Origin of the sequence: Mesorhizobium sp. M5C.F.Cr.IN.023.01.1.1 (assembly GCF_003997585.1) — a bacterium.
GTDB classification, from domain to species: Bacteria; Pseudomonadota; Alphaproteobacteria; order Rhizobiales; family Rhizobiaceae; genus Mesorhizobium; species Mesorhizobium wenxiniae.
Window position 1 is genome coordinate 37641 of record NZ_RZSU01000003.1, and the last position, 17692, is coordinate 55332.

The following is a 17692-nucleotide window of genomic DNA, read 5'->3' on the forward strand; positions in this document are numbered from 1 at the left end:
CCGCAAATGAGTGACCTGCCGTCGTGATACCTTTCAACATCAAGCAGCTCGAAACCTTTCTCCTGGTGGCCACCTTTGGAAGCTTTCGAAAGGCGGCGGAACGCCTGAACACCACGCAGCCGGCGGTGTCCACCCGAATTGCCGGGTTGGAGGAAGCGCTTGGTGCCAAGCTGTTCGAGCGGCAGAGCAGCACGGTCAGGCTGACCGCCGAGGGACAACGGCTGCTACCACCTGCCCAACGGGTTCTGCGCGTAGCGGAGCGGCTGCAACTGATGGCCAGCTCTCTTTCAGAGACTTCAGATACGACGAGGGTGTTGAGGCTTGGGGTTGCCGAAACGATCGTGCACACTTGGCTGCCGGATTTCCTCAAGGCGCTGAAAGCAAATTATCCGCTTGTCGAGACCGATATCGTCGTCGATGCAACGACGACCCTTCGCAACGAACTCATGTCACACCGGCTCGATCTTGCGGTGCTGATGGGCCCTGTCTTGGAGTACAGCATCGAGAATATCGATATGCCGTCGTTTCCTCTTGTTTGGGTCTGCTCGCCGCAATTGGAATTGCCCAACCGACGCAAGGTGACGCTCAACGACCTGATGCAGTTTCCAATCATCAGCTACGCGCGCACCACGCGACCCTATAGCGAACTTTACCGCAAGCTCACCGGCGAATTCGAAGAAACGCCGCGCATTTTTCCGGCCAATTCGCTGGCCGCTTCCATAAAGATGACGCTCAACGGAATTGGAATAGCCTCGCTGCCTGAGGGAGTCGTCCAAGACTATATTGCAAGCGGTAAACTGCGCGTCGTCGAATGCGAATGGCACCCGTCCGACCTGCAGTTTACCGCCTCCTACTCCTCCGAACCATCCAATCCGATTGCGGAGCGGGCGGCAAAGCTGGCCGCCTGTGTTGCGCATGCATATGCTGCGAGAACCGATAAGCTCAGGCCCGCAGTTTCTCAGCCGACGAAAGTGGCCGGCAGGTAGATGCGGTCGCCTGAGAAGATCACATCCGGGCTCAGGATATGATCCATATTGAGCACCACCGTCTCCGCCACATCCGCAGAATGGGTCTTGGCGATCAGGCGAATGCTGTCGCCATTCTGGACTTCGACCCACTGGTAGCCGTTTTTCTCCAACGTTGGATTCGTGCGGCCCTCAGGATTGCTGCTGCCGTCGGGGTGAGCCTCGACATTATCGCCGGAAACCCAGCCGCTATGGATGTCGCCGTCCGGCCCAAAACCTTCGACGGGTATCCAGGTCTCCCCTGACTGATCGGTCGAAGGCTTTGCGGTCTGCTCGACGAATGTCCCGGGTTGCAGAACCGTCACTACAGTCGAATCCTCGTCAGGCTGGGCCCGCAAATTCAGACCGTCATCGGCGACCACGACAAGTTGCGGGAAATCCTCCGGCGGGGTTTGCGGCTCATCCGGGACATCCGAAGGATCATCGGGTTGCTGGGACGATGCATCGCCATCCGGTTTTTTCGGATCGGGTGGAGGAGTCGTCTTCGCGCCTTCCCAAGGCTCCGCGAGCAGGGCGTCCAGTGAGAAAAGAAGCATCCCAACGCCGAAGGTGATGCCCAGAGTCCACCGGTCCCATGCAGCCCATCTTTTGTCGGACTTTTCCGCCGCCGCGATATCAGCATCGGTTCGCGGCACTGAACGGCGATTCATCCGGTCCGTCCTTATGGCCGATGCCCAGAATTCCGCGCAGCCGAAGGTGAACATGGTGCCGGCGACTGTGGCGATCGGCGCTGGCCAGGAGTGCACCGTATAGAATGCGCAGCCAAGCACATAGCCGGGTCCAGCCAGATATTCGGCCAGGTTTCGGATCACCGGTCTGCCGGTGAACGACTGCAGCATCGACTTCGTGCCATAGACGATGTTGCCGAGCGTGAACGTGCTGTTGACGACAAGATCCTTACCCTGGATCATCCCGGTCGCGGCACCTGGCGCTGCGGCAATGAATGTGGCTCCGCCGAGCGCGTTGAGGAATCGCCCGAACGGCTTGTGACTTGCGGTTGCGTTGGGGAAGAGCGCCTGCGCACCGAAAACGACGCCTCGCACGCCAAATGCCACCGCTCCGGCGGTGGCGGTCCAGGTTGGCGGCAGCGAGCTCCACAACATGACGGAGGTGGTCGACATGCCGCCAAAGGTGGCGAGTGCCTGAGTGTTTTCCCGCGTCCTGGCATGGCTGAGGGCCAGATCGACGCTGGTGGCCTGATCCGGCGTCATCGCCTTTTTATGGGTCGCCCGATAGGTGGTCAGCTGCAGCACGGAGAGGGCGTTCGTCTGATCCCCACTCATCCACTCGAACTGCTCAAGCGTGAACTTGCGGAACTGGCCGGGGCTCATTTCCCCGAACTGTTTTGGTGTCACCGCTTCGATCTGCGGCTGGGTCAGGGCTTCGGTGTGGTGGATCGTGAAGGCACCCCACTGATCGCGGTTCAGCACCGGAATCTGCTTCTCGCTCAGCCACGGCACCTGCTTGGGATCGAGCTTCGCCACGTCCACGGAATCGACCATGGTTTCGGGGATCGCCGGAACCTGGGGCTCGGTGAGGTTCTTCAGCAATCCGGCCTCGCCCAGATCCTTGAATTGCTGTGACGTGAACTTCGCAACCTGGCCGGGCTTGAACCATGGAACCTGGCGCGCTTCCAACTTCGACACGTCAACGAGCTCGATCTTGTCTCCTTTTATCACCCGCAACTGTGGTTTCGTCAGGTGAGGCGTCAAACCGGCTTTGCCGACATCCCGGAACTGCTGGTCGGTCACATTCCGGAAATGGCCCTCGGTCAGCCAAGGAATCTGTTTCCCGTCGAGGCCCGCGATGTTGACCTGACCTATCTTTGCCTTCGGGATGCCGCGCAGTTGGCTCTTGGTCAGATAGGGCAGCAAGCCGGCCTGATCCATGTCGCGGAACTGCTGTTCCGTCAGCTTGGCCACCTGCTCGCGCTTAAGCCAGGGAATCTGGGTCGGCTGGAAATCGCCCATGACGAGATCTGGCACCTGGTCAAGCGGGGTCGCTCTGACGCCATCTCGGGTGAGCGGTCCGTTGTTCGGAGCGGATTGGCCCTTGTTTGCTGGTGCGGGACGGCGAGTTTCAGCCGGGAGATGGGAACCCGTGGACGCGTAGTGGTCGTATCGCTCATCAGCGTAGCGGCCATAAAACTCCCCGTACGTTCCGTCCGCAGCGCTCGGCTGCTTGTCCGTGAATAGCGTCCCCATTTCCTCAACGGCTTGCGATCGACCAATCTCGCCAGCCTTGAACCGGGCGAATATATCGGCCTGGGCCGAATTCCACTCGGCGCCGAGGATAGCAGCAGGCTTGCCGCTGTTAACCGCAAGCTCGTCGGCAGCAGCATATTGAACAAATGCAGCTTCGCCCTCGACGTTCAAATAGGCTGAGACCACGGCATCCTTATATGCCTGCCGATCTGGAAAATTGTCGGGATGAAGCTCGATTTTAGCGTCCGCAACGTGGGACAACTCGTGGCCGAGCATGTCGACGAATTCGGCAAGTACGATATCGCTGTCCGCATCGGCTGCGCGGAATGTCTCAGCATCGACAAAGACTACTCCCACGTCGCGGACGTATTGGGATCCAGTCGCCGTCAGATCGTCGCCGGAGTTGGCGTCGAAAATCCGGAGGTCGTGCCGCGCCGGGTTGACGATGCGTACGCCTTTCGCGTGAGCGCCGCGCAGGAGTTCCATCAGCGTCGGCGACCGGCTGAGCTGATCTGTAAGATTGGCCTTGGTGACTTCCGGCATGCCGAGGTTCTGATGGAGCATGTCGTCGAGCAGGCTCGCCGCCTCCTGGCGGTTGGCCGCGATTTCGGCCTGCGTCAGCGGCTTGGCGAATGACCGGCCCAATGACCCATCTGCTGCAAAATCCTGCCCATTCCGCACCGGCCTTGGCGCCGGACTGCGGGGAGCGATCGGGCCCTCGCCAGCCGGCGGCAAGCCGTTTGCCGGCGGCGAATTGTGCAGCTCGAGCAGCCGGTTGAGGTAGTGGGCCTGCGTGGGCGTCAGTTCGCCGCGGGCCTGCTGATCCAGCTGTTGCCGCAATGCTTTCCATGCTGGCTTGCCCATCCAGTCGGGCCGTCCGCCGGTGGTGGCGAGTTGGTCCGGATATGGCGCCACGCCCAATTCCGGGAACACATCCAACACGCGCTGACCAGCGAACTTTAAATCGCCGTGCGGCGATGCAGCAACCTCGGCGAGATAGGCGTCGAGATGCTGCAGGACGTCCGGCGTCAGCCGCCCATCCGAAATCTCCAGCGCAGAGAAAACCTTTTGCGCGCCTTCGGAGGATCCGGGGTGCGCGCGGGCGGTACGGGTATGCGGCACCAGGTCCTTCCTCACCGTGCCGAGTTCTACCGTCGTTACCGGCCATTGCCCAAAGTTCACGGCGAGACCGGCGCCGTGGTCCGTGCGATCCAGGCGGTTGAGCGGCCCGGCGCCCGTCTCGCGCGGAACGCCCTCGAAGGCAGGGCTACCGCGCCAGGGTTCCTTGCCGCCTCCGAAGGGCGGAATGACGTTGTAGTTCCGGTAGAGGAGACGATCCTCGAAACCGGGCACCTTGCCTTCGGAGCTATAGTGGCTGGCACCACCTCTCGTAGCTTCTTCCCAGAAGGAGGCTGCCCTTTGGCTCAGCGGGCCAGGCTCCCTGTGCGTATATCCCGGCCGGCCGCCTTCGCCACCGAGATAGAGCAGCGTGCGTTTGACGTAGGCCCCACTCACAGAGAACCCAAAGATGGATATGGAAACGCCAGCGGCGTTTTCTTTCTGGAACGTGTTCTTCGACAGCATCGGCGCCGATGCGACCCACTGGGCGGAGGGAGCCGCCGCATCGTCATAAGCGAAATTCGGCCGGAATCCATTGGCGAAGAGTTTATGGCCTTTTGCGTCATTGGGGTGGACGGGAAGAAGAAAGCCAGTGCCGTCCGGACCGTTGTTCTTCAGGCTGAGTTCTCCATAGACCTGCCGGCTGGGCAGCGGCACCTTAATGCCGAGCATCGATCGGCCGAGGCCAACTGTATTGGTGGCCATATCGTTCAGAACGGGTCCACCCAAGACATTGGTTTCGTGTTCCTGCAAGAACCAGGAAACGGTCGCGCGGTCGGACCGCCAGACCCCTTGTGCATCCGTGAAGAATGTCGGGACGCGCCACGAACTCGCCTTGTCGACATCCAGCAACCGCTCCAGCAGGACAGGCACCTCGCTGTTGATTTCGGTCCCGGCCTTGGGCTTGCTTGGGGGCAGCGCGTTCTCCAAGGCGCGGGCGAGCGATTGGACCGCGGGGTCCGCGGACTTCTGCTGGTTGGCGGCGTAACCGCGCATCTCTCGCCAAAGATACGGTGTCCAGGTCTCGTGGCCGGACAGAACCTTCGCATTGTAGCGGCCTTCCGGCGAAAGCTTGCCGGCGGGTTTGAACGAGGACTCCGGCTGAAGCTTCGGACCGTAGACCCACGTGCTGCCGCTGTCGGCCTCCAGGACTTGCATGAGCGCATCCTGCTGCGCGGCGGTCACGGCCTTCCCGGGCTTCGTGGCGCGCCCCTTGAAAAACGGCGAGGCGGCATTTGCCGCGGCGGCAAGGTTCGGATCGGTGGAGCCTGACGCAGCCTTGAGGTAATCGCCGACGATGCCACGGCCGGCGTCGGTCCAGCCGGCTTCTCCTGGCAGCGCCCCGGCGGTAAGGAACTGCTCGCCGCGCGGCAGCCTGCCGTCCGACGACAGGCCGAGTTGATCGATCACTTCTCCTGGCGACAGATGCGGCAGCTTGCCCTGAGCGCTGAACACCTGGAGGGTCGTCAAGCCGTTCATCGAAAGCTGGCCGACCGGCTTGGAGCCGGTGAACGGACTGTTCCGGTCGGCGTTGAGCATTTCGCCAAGCGCATGATGCTGAGCCTGCGTCATTGCCGTGCCGGACTGAGGCAAGCCCCTGCCCCCGAGTTGCACTCTGGTCATGGTCACCGCATTGCGGACGACAGGATCGCTGGAACCTTCGAGGGAATGGAGGTAGTCGCCGACGAGTTCCACCTGCTCGGGCATCCAGGTCGGCGCGGGCGTCGCCGCATCGTCGGGAAGCGCCGGCAAGGTCGCGGCCAGGGTCTCGCCCAGCGCCGAGCGATGGCTGACTTCCGGATTGTCGGCAGGATCGAACGTATGGACTTCTCGTGCCGGCGTGTTGACCCTGAGCTGGCCGTTCGGTGTGGTTATGGACCCGCGCTTGGCGCGTTCGACGGTCGGGCCGGAACTGAGGTAGCCGGCATCCGTCGCATGCTCGCCCGGCAGGACGGTGTCGCGGGTCATGCTCGCCTGTGGGCCGGCCACGATGACCTTGGCCGGCAGATATTCGCCGCCGGCCTCGACATAGATGTCCTGTCCGGCGGTGACGCCGTCCTGCGGAACCGGCCGGTGATAGATGCTGTCGACCAACTCACCGAGCTTCGGATAGTCATAGCGGGGTTCAGTATTCAGGTAACGCGTGCCGATGCGCCGCAGGCCGGCTTTGACGGCATTGAACGTCTGCCCGAAGCTGTACGGGTTTGACGAGAAATTGTTGATGATCGGCGTGCCGTCGGGCCGAGCCGGACTGGGATGCCCGGTTTCCGTCACGGCCGGCGGCTGCGTGCGGGCGTTCGGATCGGCTGTCCAGCGGCCGTCGGCGCCGAGATAAAGCACCGGCAAGGAAGGGTCGAGCTCGACAGGAGCCGGCACCGGCTCCGGCGCGGCCGTGATCGCCTTGGGTTCGGGTATGGCGACAACCCTCTGCCCTTCCGGTAGGTTGAAATCGACGAGCATCTCGCCGGTATGGCGGTTGCCGAAAGTGTAGCGCATCAATGGGCGGGTGCCTTCCGCCCCGCGTGTTTCCGTCTCGGACTGGAGCAGGAGCTTGTCCGGGGTGGCCAGCACGGCCGGGTCAGAAGGGCGTGCGCCGTCGAGGTAGCCCGTCTGCTGCGGATCCTTGCCGCTGGTGTAGACGTATTCCGCGGGATTTGGGCTTGGCATGCCGGTGAACGTCTTGGTCGCCGGGTCCCAGACGAGCCGCAAGCCGCTCTCGGCCGGGCGCGTCGTTCCGTCGCCGCGGACCGGCGGAACCACAATCGGATCGCCGTCGGCGGGGGGGCGCACATTCTGCTCACGCGCTCCCTGGGCGTCTCGGTCGCTGGCATTCTCGGGATCGCCGCGCTCGCCCGGGGCGCTCGGCCCTTCATCGTGGACGTTGATAACCGTCCCCTCGACGACGGGGTGGCTGGGATCGTGGAAGACCAGCTTGTCGGTCGGGCGATAGACGCCGTCGGGCCCCTGCTCATGCACGACCATCGGCCGCGACGGCTGGCCGCCGCCTGATGGATCATCGTTGCCGCCCGTGGGTGGCGGCGGGTTCGGACCGTCTGACTCGCCGGCCGGCAGCGCCCGTGGACCGGGTGGACTGTTAGCCCCTCCCGTGTTGTCAAAACCGTTCCGGGCACCGAAGCCAGGTCCCTGCTGGCCGGACGTTTCGCCGACCACGTCGCCATCGATGATGATCTCATCTGGATCCGGCATGACCTGTTCGCCGGTAGGCCTGTAGACACCGTCGGGGCCCATCTCGTAGACGGCCCGCGGTTGCGGCCCCGAATCCGGTCCGCCAGGAAAAGTTCCGCTCCGTGTACCGCCCGTTCCAGGCATGTTGTACAACAGCGAGCGGCCGCCCAGGCCTGTGCCGACAGTGCCGACGCCTATGCCCACGACTGCGTTCGCGAGCTCGAGCAGGGACATCTCGCCGCCATGCGCCGCGAGATCTTCCACCGATTTGCCGAGCAACGGAACACCGGTAACCACGGCGCCGGCATCGAGGCGCCACGCAGCGGTGGTCAGCCTGTTGCCGCCTTGCATAAACTCCGAGACCTTACCGGCATAAGAGGCCTCCTTTACGTTCACCTGGAATCTGCCGATGCCCCAGCTGGCATCCTTCATGCGGGTCATCCCGAAGCCGCCCGCGAAAGCCTGGGATCTGGACAGGCTTGTCTTTGCCAAGCCGAATGTTCGCAGGGCACCCGCGCCCACGGGCAGGAATGCGGTTACGCCGGTCGCGACATTCCAGGCCGACTGGCTGTCGAAGTCGCCGCCCTGCAGGAGGTGATCACCCTCTTTGATCAGAGCCTTGCCGCCAAGGATTGAACCGGAGCCGATCGCGATGGGAATCGCCCATTGACCGCCCGGCACGAACGAGACGATGGTGGAGACACCGGCGACGATGCCAAGGCCGATGTCGGTAGCCTTGTCCCAGAAATCCACCTTGCGCGCGTCGGCCACTTCCAATTCGTCGAGCGAAAAACCATCCTCGCCGAGCGACATGTCGCCGCCCTTGGCCATGACCAGATTGCCCTTCTCGCTGAAGATGCGGTTCTCGTGCTGGAATTCATCGAAGGTGCTGTAATATTTACCAGAACTGTCGACATAGCCGATTTCGTCGCCGCCGCTCTTGATCGCGAACAAAGCCGTCGTCGATTCCTTCCCGCCGTCGAGGGAGAACACCGGCACGATCTTGACCTCGGCGTCGTTGCCGGCGCGGTCGGTGATTTCTTCGGTGACCTTTCGGACGTCTTCACTCGGCGCGTCGAGCCCGAGGGTCTGACCAACGGCAGTGCTGAGTTGGTCCGGCGTATATGTCTCGTATTCGCCGGTGTAGCCGGCCTCGTAGAGGTTCTCGAACTGGACCTGATATCCAGCCAGCGCCTGGTCCTTGTGTTCTTCAAAATACTCGTACTTGAGTTTCGCCTCGTGCTCGGCGGAACCGTATTCGAGAAGCTTGGGGTGGCTTGCGGAAAAAGCGTACCAGTCGCGCCCAGCCACCATCGCCGGCCGCACGTTTTCTTCCCAGTCCTCCAATTGGTTCTTTTCGGTCTCCGCCTGGCCTCGATCGATTTCCGCGGCCGCGACTTCGGGGTGCACCCACAGCTTCTGGCCGTCCATCTCGATCTGGACCCACTTGCCGCTGTCGCCGATTGCGCCCGCGGCAACTTCCGGCGCGACCCACAGGTCGCGGCCGTTCACCGTGATCTTCACCGCCGTCTCGCCCGGCTTGAGCGTGCCAGCGGGCGCCTCTACGGTTCCCGGCCCGTAGTCGGTGATCGCCTGGTCGCGTGCCGTCGTCGCGTCGACGAGCGCCGTCTTCGCATCTCTCAGCCCGGCATCAAGCTGATCGACCTGCACGCCGACAATCTTCGACTTGGCCGCGTCCAGCGCCGATTGCGATCCCGTGCCGTTGGGTGTGCATACCGGCGCCGACGATATGTCCTGCGTCGAGGCCAGCATCTCCTGCCACTGCTTGTTCAGTGGATCGTTACGGAAATCTTCCCTGATACCCTCGTCGTTGAGGTCGTATGTCAGGGCAGATTTATGTACGTTCGTGTCATCACCGTTCTCGTCGGTGAAGGTGTCGTTCTCATAGACGGTAACGACATAGAGCTGACCGTTCTCCTCTACTATGTCCTGCGATTTTATCTTGCCGGTAAACTCGCCACGTCCATTGGTATATCCTTCCCAATCGAAATGGTGCGGGTTCCTTTCCTGCGCCTGCGCAAGCAGTTGCTGCTTGAGAGGCTCCATGGTTACGGCAAGATCCGCCGCCTCTGCCTGTGCAACCCCATACTCCTGATATGACTCGGCCAGCGTCACCTGATTGGCCGCGGCCCCCTGGAGCGTTTGCAGACCTTCAAGCCGCTCTTCGATGGCCGTGTATTCGGGGCTTCCAGGTTTGGCATCGGTAAGCTTCAGCTCCAGCTCGGTCGAGCTGATCATTAGGTCGATCGTGGCCTTGTTGCCGTTGGCGGTGTGTAGCGAAAGGTTTGTAAAGAGCTCGGCGACCTCCGCGTGCGCGGCCTTTCCTTGCTGGTTGGTTTCCTCGGCGCTGGGACCATCCGGGCTGCGGACAGCCGTCTGGTTGGGATCGCTGAGCGTCGGCAGGTCTGCCTGTTTGTCGATCGCTTCGAGAAGTGACGTCTGGCCCTGCTCGTATTCGGCCCGGGCAGTGCTGGCGCTTTCGAGCGCGTTATTGGCGAGGGTCAACCGGTCTTGCGCATCTGCCAGCGTGCCCTTCGGCTCAGGCGGCCTCCAATCCAGTCCATAAGGCGCCAACGCCTCGTCGAGCGTTGACTCGGCACCCTCCATGGCGTTCTTGAACTCAGGGTCCAGCGCATAAACATCGAGCTGTGCCGCGATCTGCTGGGACTTTGCTTGTGCCTCGCCGAGGTTCGCAATCGCCACGTTCTCGGCTGCGATCGCCATGGCTACCTCCGGGTCGAACCATTTCCAGCTCCCGTCGACCAGCAACGGCACCCACTTCCCGCCTGAAGGAGCGGTGGGGGACGGTGGATCCCCGTATGGGCCAACCGACGTAGGACCACCGTCGAGAGTCGCGCCCGTTGCGTCCTGTCCCGGACCATATTGTTCCATTGCAGCGACCACGGCCTGCTGCTTTTCAAGCGCCTCCGTGGTCAGCTCTGGCGTCGCCCCGCCGAATATGCCGTCCAGCGTCGTCTTGACGACCAGATCCTCCTTCGCCTGCTCCGGATCACTGCCGTTCGGATTGATGGAAAGCAGCAGTTTGGCCAGCGCCTGTTGTGCGGTGCCGGCCGCGATATCCGTGACGGCGCCGGTCGTATCGTTGGTCAGCGTGATCTTGCCGTCTGGCGACGTGGTCAGCGTGTAGCCATTAAACGTCACATTGACGGTGGTCTTGGTAGCATCCTCGATCACCACCGTCTCTCCCGGATGAATAAGGTCGGGGTCGCGCGGAGAGGTGAACAGCTCCGGATTGCTTTCGGCGAGATCCTCCAGCGTCACACCATGCGCCTCGGCGATGTCGCTCAGATTGTCACCGGGTTGGACCTCGTAATCGATCGGCTCGCCGTCCCCCAGCTTCTCGACGATGGTCTCGGTGCGCCGGCCGTCCTTGTCGAAGACGATCGTCGTCTCGGTGTTGTTCTTGGGATCGACGATGGTGGTGGTCTGCTCGCCGGTCTCGGTGTTGCGCTCGGTATGGCTGGTCCTGCCGTTGCCGTCGACCGTATCCGTCGTCTCGGTATTCCCATCGACGGTCGTCACCGAAGTCGAACCGTGCTGGTAGTCGTTGTTGTAGGTGACCGTGTTGCCGGTCTCCGGATCGGTGACGACGATCTGCAGGGTTTCGCCTGGGTCGCCGCCCTGCGTGACCTCGAGGCCTGCCGCGTTCAACTCGGCGATCACCTGCTCGGGCGTGAGATTGCTCGCCTCGGCGATTTCTTCGAAGCTCTTGCCTTCGGCAAGCTGTTCCTGGATCGATGGCGCGCCCGAGCCGTCCGCTGCCTGCGAATGCGCCAGGATGGTTTCCTCGCCGCCTGGACCCGTGACCGTGGTTACCGGCAATGCGGGGCCGCCGGCGGGCGTCACCGTCTCCACGGTCGACCCATTCGGCAGGTTCTTGGTGACGGTGACGGCACCGTCTCCGTTGGTTTCGGTGGTTGTGGTTATACGAGTTTGGGGATTCGTCGTGCGTTCGGTGACTGAGCCGTCGCCGAGATCGTCGACGAACTTGGTCGTGATCGCGCCTGTCGCCGCGTCGACACTGGTGGTTTCCTTGCGGCCGAGATCGTCACGGATCGGCGAGGAGGTCGCGTGTCCGTCGGGACCCGTCACTTCGGTGTAGTAGCCGCCGTGGTGATAGTCCTGGTTTTCGGTGATCGTGCGGCCGTTGCCGTCTTTGATCACCACCATACGGGTGTCGCCGTTGGCATGTTCGGTCGCCGTCGCCGTCATTTTGTCGACATTCAGAGCCGCCACCACCTGCTCGGGAGACATGTTCCGCTCGTGGGCGATGTTGTCGATACTTTTGCCGCCCTCGATCGCATTGAGAATGTCATTCGCCGTGGCGACGTCCGGTGAAACACCGCCGGCGTCGGGCTCACCACTGGTCAGCAGGAGGTTTGGCGTACCGCCGAAATTCTGCGTGGTGAAGAGCGCAGGCGCGGCAGTGGTGCCGCCGTTGCCGTTTGCCGCGGTGACTGCGGCAGGCAGCTCCGGTCCTGGCTGCGCCGCCGGGGGCGTCGGCTGTGCCGTCGTCAGTTCCGCATTGACCTGCGTCAGCCGCTGGCGGGCGCTCGCGGCCGCGTCGGCCTCGCCCATCTTGTTGGCGAGCCGGATTTCATTGTGCAATTTCGTGGCTTCTGCCTGCAGCCGCGTAATCTGCTCGGCATTGGCCTTTGGGTCGACCCTGGGCGGCGGCGGGGGCTTGAGGGTGTTAATCGGGCGGATCATCAAACAACCTCCGGAGCCGGTCCAGTCCTGGTTCAGGCAGTCTGCCTGCCGTCAACGCCCCCGCGCCCGACAGTGGATGCCCGGGCCGCTTACCGGGGCGGCTTCCAATAAATGCCGAAAGCAGCGAGTTGCTCTTCCGACCGTTTTACTCGTTCTGCAGCATTCACTTCAGACTGCACAGCCGTCAGTGCCGCCAGAATTTCGACGGCAGCGAACGCCGGCGCCATGCTGCGAAAGAACGACTGCGAATTTGACGTAACGATGATTGTTTCCCGCGCGATCCGGGCCAGCGGCGACACGCTGCTATCGGTGATTGCCACCACGCCGACACTCTGCCTGGCCGACTGGCGCGCCACGTCGATCGTCGTGCGTTCATAAGGAGACATGCCCACAGCAAGGAGGACGTCGCCCGGTCCCGCACCCTGCAAGGCATCCAGACCATGTCCCCCCATCTCGCCGACAAGCGTCACCTTGCGGTCACCGCCAGCCAGAAACGACATGATGTGAACGAAGTGGTTCGCGACCGGATAACCGGAGCGCGAGCCGAGACCGAACAGATTGCGCGATCGTGCAAGGAGCTCGGCAGTGGCAACGAATTGTGAGGCATTGCCGTATTCACCTAGACTTGAAATCTGGGCCGCGAGCGTGTCGGCGACGACCCCTGCAATCGAACATGCCGGATCGCCGTCCTGCCCCATACCCTGTCGCGCCGGCTCACCGGTGCCTGTCTCACGCAGCGCGCGCGCATAAAGGCTGCGCATATCCTCGTAGCCTTCAAGGCCAAGCCATCGCGCCAACCGCATCATCGTGCTGTGCGAAACGCCGGCCTGGTGCGCCTGCTCGCGCATCGACATCAGTGCGACGTCCTTAGGATGATCCAGCACGAAACGCGCGGCGACCCGCAACTGCGGCGGCATATTCTCGAAGCGTTCGACCAACAGCTCCGCCAAAGGACCTTGTTCCATTCTAACATACCCCATTCACCCCGATGGCAGGTTACTCCCCGAATGGCGGCAATGCAACAGTTGGAACTGAAGTGGTTCATATATTCCAAGTGGACTTTCATTTTCGATCGCCCTGCCTTAAGCTGCATTTGCAACCTGCCGGATCGCTTCGACGTGATCCCGGAGTTTGTAACTTGAACGGCCCCTCAAGGAGACAATGATGGCTGCTACCCCTCCCATTACGTCCGGCTCTGCCGGGTCGCCGGAACAGAACCTGGACAAGATGATCAAGCATCAGGAGCGCATGTTTAGCCTCGAGATCACAAAAGAGATCGCGAAATCCCAACATGACATGCTGATGAGCACCGCTAGGACGCTCGGCCAGTCGGCTGAAAAGGCCTAAGGCGGGGATTCTCGAACCCTGCGCCGCCGCAAGCACCCGGCGGCGCACGTGCACGGCAAGAATGCTTCGACGCCGTTGTCAGGCTGCGTCTGAATTGTCATCGGCGGGAGATGAAGTGGCATGACCGCTAACTCTATCGGCAAATATTGGGATGCGGAGCCCGCGCGCCGGCTCCGATCGATTATCACCCACGCCCCAAGATCCGGACGTTCCATTGCGCTCAGCGTAACTCACGGATTTCACGCGGGCGCCCAACTCAGTCTGGTCGAGCCTCTGTATACTGTTGGCTCCAGCACGGAGTCCGACATTGTCCTCAGGGATGCTGGCATCGCGCCGGTCCACGCAAGGTTGCGGCGCAAGGGCAGCCAAATTGAAATTGAAGCCGTCGGCGGCGACGTCACACTCGCCACGGGCGAGATCATCCATGAAGGCCAAGGCAGCCGCTGCAAGCTGCCGCTCACGATAAGAATCGGCGATGCCCATTTCCGGCTGGTCAACCCAGAACGCCCGCCGAATCGCTGGTCCGTTTCTGATCGCCCCCTCCTGGTTGCAGGCAGCGTGCTCTTTGCCGTGTTCGCTGTTTCCGTCGCTGCGAATGGGTTCTCTTTCGCCAAGCCCGACATTGGCAAAAAGATATCCGCTCAAGACCGTGACCCGATCAGAGTGGCCTTTGCTGGCGAGACCGGGCAAAGTGTCCTGAACGATTCATCGCCAACGCAAATACCCAGTACTGCCGAAGCGGAAAGCCAGCTCAGGCTGCGCCTCGATCAATCTGGCATCAGCACTTTGGCTGTTCAGCGATCACCTGGACGGCTCGCGGTCTCGGGTATGATCCCCAATGACAAGGATGGTGCCTGGACCGAAACGCAATCCTGGTTCGACCAGACGTTCGGCGCGCACATTCCCCTCGTTTCCAATGTTATGATCGGCAACGCCGAGCAGGCTCCGCGCCTGAGACTGCAGGCGATCTGGTATGGCGAGCGGCCCTACGTCATCGCCGCCGACGGCGCACGCTATCATGAAGGTGCATTCACGAATGACGGCTGGACCATCAAGCACATTGGCGAGACGGAACTTCTCCTGACGAAGGGCGGCGCCACGGTCGCGCTGAAATATCCGTGAACCGCCGGCTTGAAGGGCCGCGATTCGATACGTCAAGGATCGATACAACCGGCCGCGAAGTGCGGCAGGCGGAAGGTGTGCGCGGTCAGGCGATCAACCGGCGGCGGATGAATGGCGTCGACAAAGCCGCCAGCCGTGCTCAGGGGACGACATCGGCCGCTGGTACGGAAAAGCCACAAAACGCGGAATTCCAGCCCTCTCAAGGCACGAGTAGCGAATCGCTCGACGAGGCACTCATCAACTTCGTCATGCCGGGTATTCCCGAGCCAGCCATCCTGCGTCGCTCAGTACCTATTCTCCAGCATTTTGTAACGCATCTGGTTCCCGGCCTTGAGGGTGGCGAGCAACTCAAGACACTTGCCAGAACGCTGATGGAGGATGAAATCGAGCGTCATCGCGATCTGCTTGGCCGGATACAGGAAGGAATCGAAACCTGACCGATCCGCGTGACACAGTGCATCTGCTGCATGTCTTGGGCTATCTCTACGGGTGTCACGGGCAGGCAAAGCGGGGCGCGGCATACCTGCTTATCGCTGCACAGCTGTCGCCGGGAAATGCCGGCGTCCTGCGGACACTGGCGCATCTGCTCATACTCGATGGCGAAGCGGACAAAGCGCTTGCCACGATTGCCAGGCTGGAGACATTGGAGGGAATGGACCACCCGACGCTAGCGTTGCTGAAGAGCCGCGCGTTGCTTGTAGCCGGCCGCAAGGCCGAGGCGCACAATGCCTTGCGAAACTTCCTATCGCGTCGAGCCGCCGAATGACGGTGTCGGAGCGACTTCTGCACTTCCTTGCCAAGCTGTCACGCCGCAGCGATCTGGTCATTGCCGTCCTGATGCTCGTCGCGGTGGTGATGATGCTCATTCCATTGCCGACTTTCCTCGTCGACATTCTCATCACCGCCAATATCGCCGTCAGCGTGCTTATCCTGCTGGCTTCGTTTTACGTTTCTCATCCGCTCCAGTTCTCGTCGCTGCCATCGGTCATCCTCATCGCTACCTTGTTCCGGCTGGCGATCACGATCACGACGACGCGATTGATCCTGCTTCAGGCCGACGCAGGCGAGATCGTTTCCGCCTTCGGTACATTCGTCGTCGGCGGCAGTATTGCGGTGGGCCTCGTCATTTTCCTGATCATAACCGTTGCGCAGTTCATCGTGGTTGCGCGGGGTGCGGAACGCGTTGCCGAGGTTGCCGCGCGCTTTACCCTCGATGCGCTGCCGGGCAAGCAGATGAGCATCGATGCGGAGTTGCGCAACGGAGACATCGATCAGGCGGAGGCACGCCGGCTGCGCCAGCAGCTTGAGCGTGAGAGCCAGCTGTTCGGCGCGATGGACGGCGCGATGAAATTCGTCAAAGGCGACGTCATCGCCGGCATTGTCATCATTCTGGTCAACCTGATCGGTGGTTTCGCGATCGGAACGCTGCAGCACGATATGTCGCTAGGGGACGCCGCCGCGACCTACTCACTGCTCACTGTGGGTGACGGGCTGGTTGCGCAGATACCGGCACTGCTCGTCGCTGTGGCCGCCGGTACGATGGTGACGCGCGTCGGCAGCTCGGACGGCACGAGCGACCTTGGCAGGCAAATAACCAGCCAGCTGCTGCGGGACTCCCGGGCGTTGGCACTCGCGGCGGTGATCATGGTCGGCCTTGCCATAGTGCCGGGCTTTCCGTCCATTGTATTCCTGATCCTTGGTGCCTGCTTCGGAGCGGGCGCCTATGCAATCAATCGCCGCACCGCCCGGGAATCCGAGCACAAAGGCATCGGCCAGATCGCCATGACCGAACAACCGGGACGTCCGGCGTCGCTTTCAGCAACGCCCGTCGGAACACTGCCTTCTTCATCCCGCATCGTCGTTCGCTTCGGAACCGACCTCGGGCGCTCGATCCCGGAACCCGAATTCGCCACGCTTGCCGATGGCGTGCGCCGCGAACTCTTCGGCGATCTCGGTGTCGATGTTCCCGCTATCGGCCTGCAGGTCGACGAGATGCTTTCAGCGAGAAGCATGCGGATCGATCTGGAGGGCGCACCCATCCTGGATACCGAAATCCCCGCCGAGCGCGTTCTTGTCGAAGCGGACCCAACGCATCTCGATCTGCTCGATGTGACTTACGAAAAAGGTTCTCCGATTGCCGGTCAGCGCAAATTCATGTGGGTCGATCATCGCCACATTTCGGCATTGAAGGAAGCCGGCTTCGTCTTCTCCACACCGGCGCAAACAGCGGCCAAATGGACCGGAAATGCACTTCGGCTCTATGCCGGCCATTTCGTCGGTATTCAGGAGACACGCAGGCTCCTGTCGGACATGGAGCCGGATTATGCGGATCTGGTCAGACAGGCGCAGGAGATCGTGCCGCTGCAGAAGATCGCGGAGGTGCTTCGGCGACTTGTCGGTGAAAACGTGCCGATCCGCAACCTGCGCCTGATCCTCGAAGCGCTGATCGAATGGGGACAACGCGAAGAGGACGTCGTTCTGCTTACGGAATATATCCGCACGTCCTTGAAACGCCAGATCAGCTTCCGCTTCGCTGGTCGTAACAACATCATCGCAGCCTATGTTCTGCAGCGCTCGGCCGAGGATATCCTGCGAAACGCGGTGCAAAGCACATCGACCGGCACGTTCCTGAACCTTTCGGATGACGATGCACAGGCATTGATCGCCGAAATCGAACGAGCCTTGTCGCAGAACGCCACCGATGTCTCACCGGTCGTCCTCGCGGCGATGGATGTACGCCGTCATATGCGAAGCCTGCTCACGCACAATGCCATCGAACTTCCGGTTCTGTCCTTTCAGGAACTCGCACAAGAATTCAACGTCCAGCCACTGGCGACGATAACCGGCCGCTCGGGCATAGCACGCAATGTCTCTCAGTCGCTGCCAGCAGCTCAGGCGAAAGCCGGACAAGAGGCAGCCTCATGATGTCGGCCGGGC

General features: G+C 61.9%; 8 protein-coding genes. 6 read left to right on the plus strand and 2 right to left on the minus strand.

Going from position 1 to position 17692, the window contains the following annotated elements; translation table 11 throughout:
* Positions 1 to 23: 23 nt before the first annotated feature.
* Positions 24 to 986 carry a LysR family transcriptional regulator gene (locus tag EOA78_RS02130; protein ID WP_127313662.1) on the plus strand — a complete coding sequence of 321 codons (963 nt, stop codon included), beginning with the start codon at positions 24 to 26 and terminating at the stop codon, positions 984 to 986.
* On the opposite strand, the gene EOA78_RS02135 is transcribed toward EOA78_RS02130, so the two are convergent.
* Both EOA78_RS02135 and EOA78_RS02140 read right to left on the minus strand, forming a co-directional pair.
* Entirely contained in the window at positions 959 to 12286 is an 11328-nt protein-coding gene (locus tag EOA78_RS02135) for a LysM peptidoglycan-binding domain-containing protein (RefSeq protein ID WP_127313663.1), read from the minus strand. The two genes, EOA78_RS02130 and EOA78_RS02135, sit on opposite strands and share 28 nt — an antisense overlap.
* An 89-nt stretch (positions 12287 to 12375) precedes the next feature.
* The gene (locus EOA78_RS02140) at positions 12376 to 13266 is read right to left on the minus strand and encodes a MurR/RpiR family transcriptional regulator (protein WP_348628460.1); all 891 of its coding nucleotides are present in this window, start codon (positions 13264 to 13266) and stop codon (positions 12376 to 12378) included.
* Positions 13267 to 13447: 181 nt separating this feature from the next.
* On the opposite strand from EOA78_RS02140, the gene EOA78_RS02145 reads away from it, so the two are divergent.
* The 5 genes from EOA78_RS02145 to sctV all read left to right on the plus strand — a co-directional run bounded on the left by EOA78_RS02145 (position 13448) and on the right by sctV (position 17680).
* Positions 13448 to 13633 (plus strand): hypothetical protein, encoded by a 186-nt coding sequence (locus EOA78_RS02145; RefSeq protein WP_065006916.1) that lies wholly within the window; start codon positions 13448 to 13450, stop codon positions 13631 to 13633.
* A gap of 120 nt (positions 13634 to 13753) precedes the next feature.
* Complete coding sequence (locus tag EOA78_RS02150) at positions 13754 to 14755, plus strand: FHA domain-containing protein (RefSeq protein WP_127313665.1); 1002 nt, start codon at positions 13754 to 13756, stop codon at positions 14753 to 14755.
* A complete protein-coding gene (locus EOA78_RS02155; RefSeq protein ID WP_245477092.1) occupies positions 14752 to 15192 on the plus strand; it encodes a hypothetical protein in 441 nt (146 codons plus the stop codon). The genes EOA78_RS02150 and EOA78_RS02155 overlap by 4 nt, the downstream gene beginning before the upstream one ends.
* A 17-nt stretch (positions 15193 to 15209) precedes the next feature.
* On the plus strand, positions 15210 to 15521 hold the full coding sequence (locus EOA78_RS02160) for a hypothetical protein (RefSeq protein WP_245477095.1): 312 nt from the start codon (positions 15210 to 15212) through the stop codon (positions 15519 to 15521).
* Entirely contained in the window at positions 15518 to 17680 is a 2163-nt protein-coding gene (gene sctV / locus EOA78_RS02165; protein ID WP_127313666.1) for a type III secretion system export apparatus subunit SctV, read from the plus strand. The genes EOA78_RS02160 and sctV overlap by 4 nt, the downstream gene beginning before the upstream one ends.
* The last annotated feature ends 12 nt before the right edge of the window (positions 17681 to 17692 follow it).